This window comes from Sphingobacterium multivorum (assembly GCF_039511225.1).
Lineage (GTDB): Bacteria > Bacteroidota > Bacteroidia > Sphingobacteriales > Sphingobacteriaceae > Sphingobacterium.
On the sequence record NZ_CP154261.1, the window covers coordinates 1,710,256 to 1,724,602 of the forward strand.

Below are 14,347 nucleotides of genomic sequence, written 5' to 3' on the forward strand. Positions count from 1 at the left end.
GCGCTGTTGATCACCGATCAACAGCGCTTTTGTTTATATACAGCTGTTTTATATGGTCTATTCGCTCTGGGAATTTTACCTTTGCCCCAAATCGAATGAAAAAGACGCTGTAAGCAGCCTCAAGATGGATGAATGCCGTTCGATCTGTTATCGGCATAGCTGATACAGACCGGACCAGTACTGCTGGGTAGGATTTCGGCGGCTGTCATAGGTCTTTTGATATGCGCTGACGTCGGGCCAAAAATCGATATTCGTAGAACCAGGTTGGAATCCTTTTTTCCACGATAATGATACCATCCGCGGTCTGCACCATCGGTAGGACTATTGAACCAGCCTTGGTAGCCAGCCATAATGAGGCCGTTATAGGAGTCGTATTGTTTTTGTGGGAATAGCGGGCCTACCGAAAAAAGTAGGCAGATGCAAAGAAGATGGAATTTGAGCCTTTGGGCGATCATATTGATTTATAATTAAGTTATCCCGGTAAATATCGATTAGCCCAATTAATAGTCTATTAATAAAGTATTAATGGAACATATAAGTATTTGTTTTTAAAATAACAATAGCGTTCCAGTTTGGATGCAGTCGGTTGCATGCTTCTTTATACTAAAAAAGTTACAATGTGAATTTCAATAAATAAAAGTCAATCGATTGCGCAAATAACGCAATCGATTTCGTGCTACCGCTATTTTGTTCCCATAAAATATCCCTCTAATTTAATTGGCTGAACCATGTCAATCTAATACTAAACTGACAGATTCAACTTTACTAACTATTTAATTATGATTTCAAAATTTACAAGTAACCAAAAGGTAAGCCTGCTTGCTATTGCTCTTCTTGCTGCGTCTTCGCAAAGTTTGTGGGCCTCAGAAATGCCGATTGCATTTAAACATACAGCAAACGAGGCCATTCAGAACCAAGTTACCGGGAAAGTAACCGCAGAAGATGGTCCTCTTTCGGCTGCGACTGTTTCGGTCAAAGGCACCTCGGTATCGACATCGACAGATGCAAAAGGGACATTTACAATTCGAGCAAAAGCGGGTGATATTTTGCTTGTTAGTAGCGTTGGTTATAAAACTAAAGAAGTAACTGTTACAGGGGCGACCCTGTCAATTCAGCTGGAAAGTAACAATGAAGCTTTGGAAGAAGTGGTCGTTGTGGGATTCGCCAAACAAAAGAAAGTAAATCTAACTGGTGCGGTACAGGCGATCACGTCAAAGGATTTACAGGACCGTCCCGTTACCAATGTATCTTCGGCGATCCAGGGTAAATTTTCGGGTGTAACAATTACTCAAAATTCGGGACAACCCGGTAAAGATAACGGTACGATCCGAATCCGTGGTCTAGGTACTATCAATAATGCAAATCCGCTTGTTATTGTCGATGGAATAGAAAGCTCGATGAATAACATCAACCCCAACGATATTGAAAGTGTTTCAGTACTGAAGGATGGACCTAGTGCAGCGATCTATGGATCTAAGGCTGCAAACGGGGTTATCTTGATTACGACCAAAAAAGGGGGAAGTGGCAAACCGCAATTGAATTATACGGGCTATGCCGGGATTCAGGATCCAACACGTCTACCGGAATATATGAACTCTTATGACCACGCCGTCATCTTAAACGAGGCCCTTAAAAATGAAGGGAAGACACAGCGTTTCTCCCAACAGGATTTGGAACTTTTTAAAAATGGATCTGATCCGGATGGTCATCCCAATACGGATTGGTTAGGGTTGTTGTATAATGGGTCGGGTTTCCAACAATCGCATAATTTGCAGGTTACAGGTGGAACAGAAGATGTACAATATATGGCTTCCGGAGGCTATCTAGGGCAGAAAGGAGTTATTAAAGTAGCGAGTTCGGACCGGTATAATTTACGGACAAATGTCGGTGCAAAAGTGTCTTCAAGGCTTCGATTTGACTTAGGACTGGCGTATAACTATCAACGTATTACCGAACCCGTAAACCCTTATACAGGTGACATGGCACAGATCTTTAGACAGGTAAACCGTATTCCTAGTTTTATTCCTTATAAATACAGTAATGGTGTATATGGTCGTGGTAGCGATGGTAACCCAATTGCTTGGATGGATCTGGAGGCAAAGGACAATATGATCTATAAACATACACAGGTCAATTTCTCCGGTGAATTTAAGATTATGGATGGATTGAAGATCAAGCAGGTTGTTGGTTTTCAACCTATCGACAATATGTCTTCCAAATTTGTCAAGGACATCCAATACTATGCACCGAACGGTGATTTGGGACCTAAGCAAGGGGTGAATAATCTGACGGTTTATAACTTCCAATCCGAACGATTGACTTTTCAAACCTTGTTGACCTATGATAAAAAGATTGGTAATCATCAGATCAATGTTTTAGGCGGTTTTATGGATGAAACATTCCGTGCAGATTACTCCAGTGCTTATGCGCAAGGGTTCTTGAATAATGATTTTTCTGAACTAAATTTGGGCAGCAAGGACGGAATGAAAGTCGATGGGGGAGCCAAAAAGCTAATTTTACGCTCTTTCTTTGGCCGTATCAATTATGCATTTGCAGATAAGTACCTATTGGAAGCTAATGTGAGACGTGACGGGACTTCGCGATTCTTGGGAAGCAATCGTTGGAGTACATTCCCATCGTTCTCAGCAGGATGGCGTATTTCTCAGGAAGATTTCTTTAAAGAATCTTCTTTGTCTGATGTAATCTCGGAATTGAAATTAAGAGGTGGTTGGGGTAAACTCGGAAACCAACAATTAGCTGCAACATCAGACAATTCATATCCTTCTTCAGACGCTTATTATCCAGGCTTATTTACCATCTCTCCTGGTTATAATTACTCCTTTGGCGGTGAGATTAGTTCTGGCGGAGCTATCGTTGAATCGGCAAACCCAATACTGAAATGGGAGTCAACGACAAGTACTAACATTGGTTTGGACCTGAACTTCAAAAATAATCTGGGCTTTGTATTTGAATACTTTGACCGTAAAACTGATGGGGTGTTGTTAAAACTGCCTGTATCGAATTTATATGGTCTTCCAGCACCTTACCAAAATGCAGGAAAAGTGCAAAATAATGGGGTAGAGCTCCAAGTCAACTATCAAAATAGTATCGGAGATTTCAAATATAGCATTGCCGCAAATGGTTCTTATATTAACAACCAGATCAAAAAATGGGCTAGTGACGAACCTCAGGTCAATGGAACGTTCTATATCTATGAGCAGGGCCGACCAATCCGTTCGTTTTATGGCTACGAAACTGCTGGAATCTATCGTTCGGACGAAGAATATAAAAACAGTGGTATTCAAGGCGTGAACGGAACTGTAGGTGCTGGCGATATTATCTATAAAGATCAAAACGGCGATAAAAAAATCGATGGAAATGACCGTGTATATCTAGGTTCGCCTGATCCGAAATTCATCTTTGGTCTGACCTCCAATATGAGTTATAAAAATTTTGATCTGAGCCTATTCTTCCAAGGGGCTGCTAAAGTACAAGGGTATCTTTGGGGTGAAGCCATTGGCGGGATCTCGGGATCGGATAAACCGACAACCATTTTTGCAGATCGTTTCAATGCAGAGACCAATCCAAATGGATCTATGCCGAGGGCATTGACCAGTTGGTCACAAAATAGTCCTTCAGGCACTCCTTCCGATTTTTGGATACAGAACGCAAGTTATGTCCGCTTGAAGAACATTACCTTCGGTTATACCTTACCAAAAACGTTTACGGATAGAATCGGTATTAAAGGGGCCAAGGTATACTATAGTGGACAAAACCTCTTGACTTTTACTGGTTTTGCTAAAGGATTTGATCCGGAGGCTCCAGCGGATTCTCGAGGTAATTACTACCCACAGGTGAAAACAAATGTGTTTGGTCTTAACGTAAACTTTTAATTGAAAATCATGAAACTTAGAAATATAACGATCGCATTGAGCGTAGCCACCTTACTGTTCTCTTGTCAAAAACTCGATCAGGAACCGTTGGATGCATATAATGCTGATAATTTTTGGAAAACGGAAGCAGAAACCGATTTTGCTGTAACAGGTTTGTACAGCGGTACAAGGGGAAGCGACGGTAAGCTGGCCGAAGGATCTGCTTGGGAAGACGGTACACAGATCTTTTACATGGACTGTACTTCGGATAACTCCAATAGTGATTTCCCTTGGGAAGGATTCCAGGCTTTGGGAAATGGCACGGCAACACCGACAAACTCTGGAAATGCAGAGGCGCGCTATACGTATGAGCATATCCGTCGTGCTAATTATATCCTTGAAAATATTGAAAAATCGCCGGTTAATGCTGAAAAAAAGAAACGGCTGACCGCTGAGGTACGCGTCATACGCGCATACAAGTATTTTGATATGGCGACCTTATTTGGGGGAGTACCTATCATTACGAAAACTTTGACCACAGAAAATTCGTTCGTGCCTGCAAATACGCAAAAAGAAGTATTGGAATTTGTGGAAAAAGAATTGAAAGAAGCTGCAGCAGATTTGTCGTTCGCTAAAGGGGGCGGGCGGATGTCAAAAGGTGCTGCCCTTGGTCTATTGGCGCGCTGTTATGCTTTTGAAAAGAAACACCAGGATGTCATCAATACGACACAGGAGATCATTTCTTCGGCTAATTATAAATTATTCGATGATTATGGGACCCTATTTGAAGAGGCAAATGAAAACAACAGTGAAGTTATGATGAATATCGAATATTTGGTAAATATTCAAGGATATACTTCACTTGGTATTATGTTGCCCAATTCCATGGGAGGCTGGGGGTCTATTGTACCAACACAGAGTCTGGTAGATGCTTACGAAACTGCCGATGGACAAACGATTGACGAGTCAAAATCGTACGATCCTGCCAATCCATATGAAAAAAGAGATCCACGCCTGGGCGCAACAATTGTTTACCCGGGAGCGCTGTATAATGGTAAATATTTCGATCCGCTGGATCCGAAATCGGAAGATTATCCATCTGGTCCAGATAATGCTTCTAGCACAGCTTACAACTATAAAAAATATATCCAAAATCCGAGCAGCTATGCGAACATTTGGAACGTGGGCACTAACATTATTGTGATGCGTTATGCTGAAATGCTTTTGTTAAATGCAGAAGCAAAGATCGAATTGGGTATCATTGACAATAGCGTGTATGACAATATCGATCTGGTTCGTCTACGTGCAAAGATGCCAAAAGTAGATAAAGCCGTTTACAGTGGTCAGAGCAAACTGCGTGAGTTGGTTCGTCGTGAGCTGCGTGTAGAATTCGCAGGAGAAGGACGTCGTCGCTTTGATATTATTCGTTGGGGAATAGCCAAAGATGTGATGAACGGTCCTGTCAATGGCGCGCTGTCAAAAGGTACGGTCGATCCTAAAACAGGCAAGGTTACTTACACGTCGTTAACGGACCGTTTTTTCTCTGAAAATAGAACGTTCAAAGCTGGAAAAAATGAATTGTGGCCAATTCCGCAAGCTGTAATCGATAACAGTAAAGGAACGTTGAAACAAAATGTAGGGTATTAATTTTCTCCTGCTATATTTTTTACGAAGCAAGCAAGCAAGCAAGCAAGCAAGCAAGCAAGCAAGCAAGCAAGCAAGCAAGCAAGCAAGCAAGCAAGCAAGCAAGCAAGCAAGCAAGCAAGCAAGGCGGTTATGTGATACACTCACTTAACCGCCTTTTTGTAGTTATAGGGCAATTCAATTTTTTTTTGTATAATTTTTTTTGTGGAAAAAGAAAAAATGATCATCTTATGTTAAAATGTATTCTACTTTAGTGTGACACACAGTAGATAGATCAATTATGAATCATATAAGCTGAAATGCATGAGAGGTGTTTTATGTGCACTTGCGATAACTACAGTTCTAATTTTATCGTTTAATAAGCTTGTCTATAATGATAGGCCCATGGCTAATCATGCAACATTATTAACCGAAGTGAATCGCCATAAAAAAGAAATCAAAAGTATCTTGATGACCGATAGTAATTTTTCGGATCTAAGCTTTTTTGATGCTACGCTAAAAAATAATAGAATTTTGATGTTAGGTGAAATGTTGCACAATGATGGCGAAACTTTCAAAGCGAAAGCCAGGCTCATCCGTTATCTGCATGAGCATCTCGATTATGACGTAGTTTTATATGAGGCGGGGCAATATGATATGTGGATGATGAATGCACAGATGGATACCCTCACGAGTCGGTCTCAAGTAAAATCGGTGGGCGGAATCGGTCTTTTTGACTTTTGGTGGCAAAATGAGGAAAATCAACTGCTCTTAACTTATTATAAAAATATGAAGACATCCCAGCATCCTATTTCTCTCGGTGGGTTTGATATTCAGTTTTCGGGTAGGGAATTGTCTGATAAGCGGGCGAAATTATTAGAAGATTTCTTAGTCAAAAATGGGATTGATTCAACCAAGTATCCTTTATTGAAAAAAAATAGAAACAAACTGGAATACCTGACATATGAACGTTTTGCCAGCAAGCAGCTCGATGCGGACCAAAAGAAACAGTTTTTAGCAGAATTGGATGCATTGAGCCGTGTGATCAACAAGGGTGTAAAAGACAATGAACACCTGATCTATAGCCGATACCTGTCCGATATGAGAAATAACTTTGACAAATCTTGGCGCTATAAATCGGGATCAATGCAGAGCATGCATTTTAGGGATTCCCTGATGGCAGAAAATCTATGCTATCAGATCGATTCCCTGTATGCTGGCAAAAAAGTAATCGTCTGGTGTGCCAATATCCATAGCTTTGCTGCTCCGTATAATAAGGAATATCTTCCACTCGGTGCTTATATAAAAAGGAGGTACGGTAATCAGGTGTATAGCTTGGATTTTACTTCCTATGGAAGATATAATCAAACTGGACGCATTGTTGATCGCGTAGGCAAACTTGCGGTAGAAAATGTATTTCATGCTACCAAATCGCCCTATTTCTTTTTGGATCTTCGGGAGTTGTCCAACAATAGTATTTTAAAACAGAATTTCAGTTCAGTCATCAATCAAGGGATTGATGAAGATAGAAAGTGGCACGAATTTATCGACGGCATTTTCTATATCGATATCAATAAAGATCCAATTTACCGCTAACATCAATGGAAAGTATCCTCACAAAACAACTTAGCTTTAAAATAGGCACGAAAACAATCTTGGATAACATCAGTCTGCAGGTACCAGAAAAGGGTATTTATGGCTATCTCGGGCGAAATGGGGCTGGAAAGTCGACAACAATCAAGCTACTTTTAGGACTTTTGGAGGACCGGACAGATGCGATTTTTATTCAGGGAAATAGTCTTAAAACAAATCGAACACGTATCTATACGAATGTTGGAAACCTGATCGAATCGCCTTGTTATTATACTAAGCTAACCGTTTTTGAAAATTTAAAGTATTTGGATATCATTCATAAAAAAGGGAATAAACGCATTGATGAAGTATTGGAAATGGTTGATCTTCATCGGGAGAAAAAGAAAAAAACGAGTGCTTTGTCTATGGGTATGAAACAGCGGTTAGGGATTGCAATGGCGATATTTCATGATCCCCAATTACTCATTCTGGATGAACCATTAAATGGTCTCGACCCACAGGGTATTGTGGAGATGCGCAACTTGTTTTGTCACCTCAATGAACAGGGTAAAACGATCTTTCTTTCAAGCCATATTTTAAGTGAGCTTGAAAAAATAGCAACACACATTGGTATCATAGAAGGTGGGAAAATGATTTTCCAAGGAACTAAGCATGAGCTGCTGGGACAGGTTGACCGGGAAGTGTTCTTACGGACATCCAATCCTGCTGCAACAGTTTCTATTTTGCAGAATGGAGGTTTTTCTACCGTTAAGATCGATGGTCAAAATGTTATCGTCAATATAGGGGGTGATCAGCAATTTGATTTTGTGATCAAATCATTGGTTGAACAGCAGATTGCTATTTATGGGCTGGAATCCCGTGGTGCTGACCTTGAACAAATTTTTATAAACCTAATCGCTCGTGCAAATGACTAATACATTTTATACTGCTTTTTTGTCTGAAAAGTACAAACTTCTTCGTAACAGGGAAATTTTTGGTGTCTTGATCGCACCTATGCTGCTCATTTTTGCGATTAGCGCTTATATAATCTATGATATTGTCAATTCGGGTGGTGCCAGCGCCATTCCAAATCCCTGGAAAGTCTTATTGGGTCGATATGTATTTCAATTTTTTTATTTACTCTATCCCATTCTTGTCGCTTTGTTCGTATATGCTTGCTGTGATGTGGAGTATAAGAATAACAATTATAAAATACTCTTTACTGTGCCCATCAGTAAATCGAATATTTTCTTTTCCAAAGCGACCTTTATTCTACTAACATTACTTTTTTCAATTCTTTTTGCGTACGCTGCATTTTTGATCAGCGGCTATCTGCTCAGTCTGATTTATCCCGTCCTTGGTTTCCAGAATTACGACTATAGACAGGTGATTTTTTATACATTTCTGAAGCTTTTCATTACCTTATCAGCTATTGGGATGATCCAGCTGGCTTTAAGTCTATTGTTCCGAAGCTTTATTTACCCGATTGGGGTGGGGATGTTTATGTTGGTGTTTTCAGTGCTGGTGGCGCAAAAAAGATTTTCGGATTTTATACCTTATACGGGTGCTTATAATGCGGTCATGAACATCCTATCCGAAAATGACTCATTTGCACGGCTCGATTACTGCAACATGGTGATGGTTGTTGTATTTCTATTGATCAGCTTTTATCTATTTAAACGAAAGGGGCAGTTTTAACGTTTCGTTTGTGCATGCCCCACTGATCGGCTATTTTTTGTCAAGTTCTTTTTTATAGGCGCTTGGTGACTGTCCATATTTCCTTTTAAAGGCCGACGCGAAGTAAGATGCTGATGAAAAGCCGACACTACTAAATATTTCGTTGATGGTTAGACCCTCAGCCATCAGGCTTTTGGCTTTCTTTAATCTTCGTTCCACAATATACTCATTGACACTGCAGTCGAGCAGCTGTTTCACCTTACGATAGAGCTGAACGCGTGAGAGATGGAGGTCGTTGGCAATCCCGTCGACGCTTAACCGCTGATCCGATAACTTGGATTCGACGATGGCGGAGAGATTGTTTAGGAATCTTCTGTCGCTATCGTTGACCTGTTCGGCTTGAGTACGCTCAAACTGTTCGACGTTGCTGCTGTATTTTTCTTTAAGCTGATGACGCGATTGAAGGATATTTGAAATACGTATCCGCAGCAGTTCGGCATTGAATGGCTTAGTAATATAGTCATCGGCCATTAATTTGCTCCCCTCAAGCATGGTTTCTTCATTGGCGAGTGCACTCAGTAAGATGACGGGAATATGTGCAGTCTGATAAAAGGCTTTGATATCTTTCAAAATATCCAGTCCGCTTCCATCAGGAAGCATAATATCGGTGATCACTAGGTCTGGAAAATGTGTCTTCATCATACTAGTAGCTTGCTGGGCATCCTTCGCCAGAAACAGGTTGTAATCCTGTTCCAATAACGAGCGGAGATAGTCTCTGATTTCATCATTATCTTCGACGATCATAATGCTCTTCGATTTGTTGGATCGAAAAGAAAGATTGTTGTCTACCACCTTTGCTGTCGTGTCCAGTAGATCTTGTTCCTGAAACAATGGTTTTTCTCCACTGTCGAAACCGGTCAGTTCAGCAGGTTCATAATGACCATTCCCAATTGGCATGCGTAGGGTGAAGATCGATCCATGGCCGGGCTTGCTGCTCACGGTGATCTGGCCATGATGCAGTTCGACGATCTGTTTGCTGTATGCGAGTCCGATTCCGGATCCGTTACGGCTGCCGGCTCCTTGGTAAAAAGGATCAAAAATATGCTCAATATCAACCGGTGCAATTCCCAGACCATTATCCAATACGCGTAGATAAAAATAGTCCTTGAAATTGTTTTCTTCTAGTATAATTTCAATTCTGCCGCTTGCTGAAGTATGTTTGATCGCATTGGATAATAAGTTGGATAGGACCTGTTCCATGAGGTATTCGTCCATCCAAACCTCTTTCAAACTTGTTTTGTTGACATAACTGACCGAGATTCTGTTTTTCTTAAATAGCGGTTTGAAACTACCTATTACCTGCTGGATGAATGGATCGATATAAACGATAGACGCATGTAGCCTAATTTTTGATTTACTGATTCGGTGGATATCAATGAGGTCGGTAACCAAACGCTGTAGTTTTTTTGCATTCCGCTTGACGCGCGACAACTGTTCTTTGACTTCTTCTGGCAGGTCTTTTCGTAATTCAAGGTCCTCGATAGGCGCTATAATAAGGGTCAGTGGTGTTTTAAATTCATGTGAGATGTTGGTGAAGAAATTATTCTTGATTTCTGCCGCTTGCTGGATCTGACTGTTCATCTCAACGATCTGTTTTTGTTGCGCAAGGATCTCACTATTTTGGATTTCCAGATGTTTGTTCTTTTCCCAGTTGCTCCTGATCACGATAATAGAAATGCCACCAAAGACAACAGCAAGCACCAAGCTAACGACCAATACATTAAGAACCGACTTTTGGCTTTGGTAAATCTTATTCTGTTCCGTAATGAATTCCTGTCTTTTGTCTATATCGAGCTGCTGTTGCTTTATTTTATCCGACTGCAGGGCAAGCAACTCCGCGTTGGTTTTATCGATGACAGAGGTTGCGAGTATATTCTCGCGGCGGTAGTTTTGGTGGTTGATGATAGCCAAGGCCGTTCGAATGGCTTCGGCTCCGCCAGTGGGGTAGAGTATGGAAGCGAACATTTTGCCCTGTATGATCTGTTCAAGGCCATTTCCGGGACCAGGAAGAGCATCAACACCGATTATCTTAATGTCCTTTTTGATCTGGGCTTCGTCCAATGCTTTTTTTACCCCCATGGCCATCTGATCATTGAAGGTGAAGATGATATCACTCTGGATCATTTGGTCTATATGCCTACGCGTTTCCAAATAAGCTTTGTTTTTTTCCCATCCGCCGTGAATGATTGCGCTCGTTCGAATTCCTTTAGCATCTCCAATTTGCTGCATAAAGCCTTTTTCACGTTCTATGGAGGCGGATGTACCCGATAATCCAGTAACCAGGCCGATCGAACCATTGTTTTGTAAAATGGTGCGGCTATACTGGCCCGCCAGTTTTCCGATAGCAAGATTGTCTGCCCCCACATAGGCATTATATTGGCCTGAGGATGTCTTACGATCAGTTACGATGACGGGTATATTGCGTTGAAATACCGAATCTACTATAGGGGTAAGGGGCTCGGCCTCATTTGGCGATACAATCAGAAGATCGATATCCTGTTTGACTAATTCCCGAATTTGATTAATCTGGACATTATTGTCGCCATGGGCATCTCGATAAAGAAAGTCAATATCCGGATTGAAGGAAAGTTCCCTTTTCATTTCTTCGAGCATGGTTTGTCGCCAGGCATCATTTCCGATACACTGTGAAAAAGCAATAATCCGCTTTTTCTTCTGGACCATTGGTTGACATCCACAAAAAAGAAGCAGGATCAATATGCCACCATAAATGAAATATTTTCCCATGATTTTTTTCCCTTCAATATCCGAATATACATTATTTAGTTTTTTTAGGGTAACCTCGTCTTTGTTAGTGTATTCTTTACACTGATATGGAAACTTTCAAAAATGTATCATTTTCTAAATTTTCTGTTTAAAAAGTGAAAGTTTTAAAAAGTAATGCTAGTATAAGTTTCAGATTTTTAGTGTTTTAACGTTTTTTAAAAAATGTTACATAAATAAATGTTTTTGCGAAGCTCAAATTTAAGTTAAGATGAAACTAGGGTTAAATTTGGATTAATCAATTATAGATCATAACATGAACAAAAACACGGTACTAGCTTGGTCCTTTGTAGTGGCTTTAGGCGGATTTTTATTTGGATTTGATACAGCGGTTATTTCAGGAGCAGAAAAGGCCGTGCAGGAACACTGGCATTTAAGTGAGTTTCAGCATGGATTGACCATGGCCATTGCATTGATCGGAACAGTTGTTGGAGCAGCGCTGGGTGCACTGCCTTCAGATAAGTTGGGGCGTAAGAATACCTTATTTGCAGTTGCAGCTCTTTACTTTATCTCAGCAATAGGCAGCGCATTGGCGAATGACTGGACGATATTTATTTTATTCCGCTTTTTGGGTGGTATAGGCGTTGGGGTCTCTTCGGTAACTGCACCGATCTATATATCGGAAATATCTCCGGCGGCATCGCGTGGAAAATTGGTCGGACTTTTCCAGTTCAACGTCGTATTGGGGATTCTGATTGCCTATCTGTCCAATTACTTTATCGGTCAGGTAGGGGAGGAGTCCTGGCGTTGGATGTTAGGCGTACAGTGTTTTCCGTCGTTATTATTCTTCGGTCTGATCTTCCTTATTCCGGAAAGTCCAAGATGGTTACTGCTGCACAGGGGTAATTTAGCTGAAGCAAAACGAATTATGAAAAAAATCAACTCTGATGGTTACGAGCTGGAGATTTCAAAAATTCAGGAGTCCAAAAACAATACAGCAGGAGAAGGCAAACTCTTCGTTCGCGAAAATGTCAAACCTATTTTATTGGCCTTTTGTTTTGCGCTGTTCAATCAGGTTTCAGGCATTAACGCAATTATCTACTATGCCCCCCGTGTATTTGAAATGGCCGGCTTGGGCTCACAGAGTTCATTGCTTTCAACAGTTGGGATCGGGGTTGTCAATTTTATTTTTACGTTGCTAGCGATCAATTTCATCGATAAGGTCGGTCGAAAAAAATTAATGTTGGTGGGCTCCATTGGACTGATTGTATCTTTGGCACTCGTTTCCCATGCTTTTTATACCAATCAAACGACGGGTTTCGCGATCACCATCTATCTGATGAGTTTTATTGCCTTTTTCGCATTCTCGCAAGGCGCTGTGATTTGGGTGTTTATTTCGGAAATTTTTCCGAATGATGTCCGTGCTAAAGGACAGACATTCGGCAGCTTGACACATTGGGTGATGGCGGCAATTATTACCTTTTGTTTTCCTGCATTGACGGAAATGCTCGGCGGGGGCGGTACCTTCTTGATATTCGCCCTATTTATGGTTTTACAGCTTATCTATGTGCTTAAGTTTATGCCGGAGACAAAGGGGAAGTCGCTGGAAGACCTTGGGCATACCATCAATCTACATTAGTCTTTAGTTGGACTATACGAATAGGCGTCGGAGTAGCAATGAAAGCGACTGGCGCCTATCGAAAGCTATTTAATCAATGACATAATGATAGCAAGTTGTGTATATCCATTGTCAACATTGAACTTAAAGGGAAATATAATAATCAATTCGTTACATGGCTTTTGGCGCTCGGCCGAAGCTTTGTGAAAAAAGAACAAATATGAAAAACGGAGAAAAATCAATACAGGGTATTTGTTTTGGAGAGGTACTTTGGGACAATCTTCCTACCGGTAAAAAATTGGGCGGTGCACCGTTGAATGTGGCTTATCACCTCAATAAATTGGGCGTTACGACGCGTATGCTAACACGCATAGGGCGTGATGAAAATGGTTATGAACTACGTAAGGTATGTGAGGATCTAGGCATTCCGACCGATTTCTTCCAGTATGATGCGTTGTTGCCGACCTCAACCGTAGAGGTTTCGATCGATGCCAAACGCGATGTGCATTACGATATCGTTTATCCCGTCGCCTGGGATAGAATAGCAGTGGATAGTGTGGTTCTGGATGCAGTTGCAACAGTGGATTTTTTGGTATATGGAAGTCTGGCCTGTCGGGATGAAGTAAGCTTTCAAAGTTTGCTGTTATTGCTTGAAAAGGCCCGCTTTCGGGTGATGGATGTCAACCTGCGTACACCTTATTTTGGTCCTGAAAAAATACATAAGTTGTTGGCATACGCTGATTTTGTGAAAATGAATGCCGAGGAACTGCATGTTATTTCCGACTGGAATGGCGCTACGGAAGCCTATACCGATCAACAACGCGTAGACTTGATCATGGCCCGTTTTGCAATTCAGGAGGCAATTGTAACCTATGGTGCAGATGGAGCCGTGTATCATTATAAAAAAGATAATATCAGTTATCATTTCCCGGCCTTGAAAGTTCAGGTAGAAGACACAATCGGAAGTGGTGATTCGTTTTTGGCGGCTTTCCTCACCAAAAGGTTTCAGATGCAGGAGGGTGTTCAGCTGGAGGAAGTACTGGAATTTGCGGCGACCTTAAGTGGGTTTGTGACACAGAGCCGGGGGGCTTGTCCTGAATATAACGATGAGGTCATCAATCGATTCCAATGGTTGCATCCGATCTTCAATGGAGGCCAGAAGCAACAGTAAGTATACTGCTTCTTAAAGAAGCAGTATACACGC

The 14,347-nt window shown here is 41.2% G+C and carries 9 protein-coding genes; 7 read left to right on the top strand and 2 right to left on the bottom strand.

Features of this window, described 5'->3' with window-relative positions:
* Positions 1-119 precede the first annotated feature (119 nt).
* Positions 120-350, bottom strand: a complete 231-nt coding sequence (locus AAH582_RS07110; RefSeq protein WP_343321684.1) for a hypothetical protein — start codon at positions 348-350, stop codon at positions 120-122.
* A 429-nt stretch (positions 351-779) separates the two neighbouring features.
* On the opposite strand from AAH582_RS07110, the gene AAH582_RS07115 reads away from it, so the two are divergent.
* The 5 genes from AAH582_RS07115 to AAH582_RS07135 all read left to right on the top strand — a co-directional run bounded on the left by AAH582_RS07115 (position 780) and on the right by AAH582_RS07135 (position 8,765).
* Positions 780-3,893, top strand: a complete 3,114-nt coding sequence (locus tag AAH582_RS07115) for a SusC/RagA family TonB-linked outer membrane protein (RefSeq protein WP_343321685.1) — start codon at positions 780-782, stop codon at positions 3,891-3,893.
* Between the two features lie 9 nt (positions 3,894-3,902).
* Positions 3,903-5,519 carry a RagB/SusD family nutrient uptake outer membrane protein gene (locus AAH582_RS07120; RefSeq protein ID WP_046674261.1) on the top strand — a complete coding sequence of 539 codons (1,617 nt, stop codon included), beginning with the start codon at positions 3,903-3,905 and terminating at the stop codon, positions 5,517-5,519.
* 381 nt (positions 5,520-5,900) lie between these two features.
* A complete protein-coding gene (locus AAH582_RS07125; protein WP_343321686.1) occupies positions 5,901-7,091 on the top strand; it encodes an erythromycin esterase family protein in 1,191 nt (396 codons plus the stop codon).
* Positions 7,092-7,096: 5 nt separating this feature from the next.
* Positions 7,097-8,002: an ABC transporter ATP-binding protein gene (locus AAH582_RS07130; RefSeq protein WP_343321687.1), complete on the top strand. Its 906-nt coding sequence runs from the start codon at positions 7,097-7,099 to the stop codon at positions 8,000-8,002.
* Positions 7,995-8,765, top strand: a complete 771-nt coding sequence (locus tag AAH582_RS07135) for an ABC transporter permease (protein WP_046674258.1) — start codon at positions 7,995-7,997, stop codon at positions 8,763-8,765. Before AAH582_RS07130 ends, AAH582_RS07135 begins: the two co-directional genes overlap by 8 nt.
* A 30-nt stretch (positions 8,766-8,795) precedes the next feature.
* Here AAH582_RS07135 and AAH582_RS07140 read toward each other — a convergent pair whose 3' ends face one another.
* On the bottom strand, positions 8,796-11,549 hold the full coding sequence (locus AAH582_RS07140; protein WP_343321688.1) for a substrate-binding domain-containing protein: 2,754 nt from the start codon (positions 11,547-11,549) through the stop codon (positions 8,796-8,798).
* A 292-nt stretch (positions 11,550-11,841) separates the two neighbouring features.
* On the opposite strand from AAH582_RS07140, the gene AAH582_RS07145 reads away from it, so the two are divergent.
* Together AAH582_RS07145 and AAH582_RS07150 are read left to right on the top strand one after the other, a co-directional pair.
* Positions 11,842-13,164, top strand: coding sequence for a sugar porter family MFS transporter (locus tag AAH582_RS07145; RefSeq protein WP_046674257.1), 1,323 nt, complete (start codon positions 11,842-11,844; stop codon positions 13,162-13,164).
* Between the two features lie 199 nt (positions 13,165-13,363).
* A complete protein-coding gene (locus AAH582_RS07150; RefSeq protein ID WP_046674385.1) occupies positions 13,364-14,314 on the top strand; it encodes a carbohydrate kinase family protein in 951 nt (316 codons plus the stop codon).
* Positions 14,315-14,347: the final 33 nt, after the last annotated feature.

What these genes read in the sequence shown, in the direction of transcription:
- AAH582_RS07110 (WP_343321684.1), bottom strand. Translation starts at nt 350, where the DNA reads ATGGCTGGCTACCAAGGCTGGTTCAATAGTCCTACCGATGGTGCAGAC.
- AAH582_RS07115 (WP_343321685.1), top strand. Translation starts at nt 780, where the DNA reads ATGATTTCAAAATTTACAAGTAACCAAAAGGTAAGCCTGCTTGCTATT.
- AAH582_RS07120 (WP_046674261.1), top strand. Translation starts at nt 3,903, where the DNA reads ATGAAACTTAGAAATATAACGATCGCATTGAGCGTAGCCACCTTACTG.
- AAH582_RS07125 (WP_343321686.1), top strand. Translation starts at nt 5,901, where the DNA reads ATGGCTAATCATGCAACATTATTAACCGAAGTGAATCGCCATAAAAAA.
- AAH582_RS07130 (WP_343321687.1), top strand. Translation starts at nt 7,097, where the DNA reads ATGGAAAGTATCCTCACAAAACAACTTAGCTTTAAAATAGGCACGAAA.
- AAH582_RS07135 (WP_046674258.1), top strand. Translation starts at nt 7,995, where the DNA reads ATGACTAATACATTTTATACTGCTTTTTTGTCTGAAAAGTACAAACTT.
- AAH582_RS07140 (WP_343321688.1), bottom strand. Translation starts at nt 11,549, where the DNA reads ATGGGAAAATATTTCATTTATGGTGGCATATTGATCCTGCTTCTTTTT.
- AAH582_RS07145 (WP_046674257.1), top strand. Translation starts at nt 11,842, where the DNA reads ATGAACAAAAACACGGTACTAGCTTGGTCCTTTGTAGTGGCTTTAGGC.
- AAH582_RS07150 (WP_046674385.1), top strand. Translation starts at nt 13,364, where the DNA reads ATGAAAAACGGAGAAAAATCAATACAGGGTATTTGTTTTGGAGAGGTA.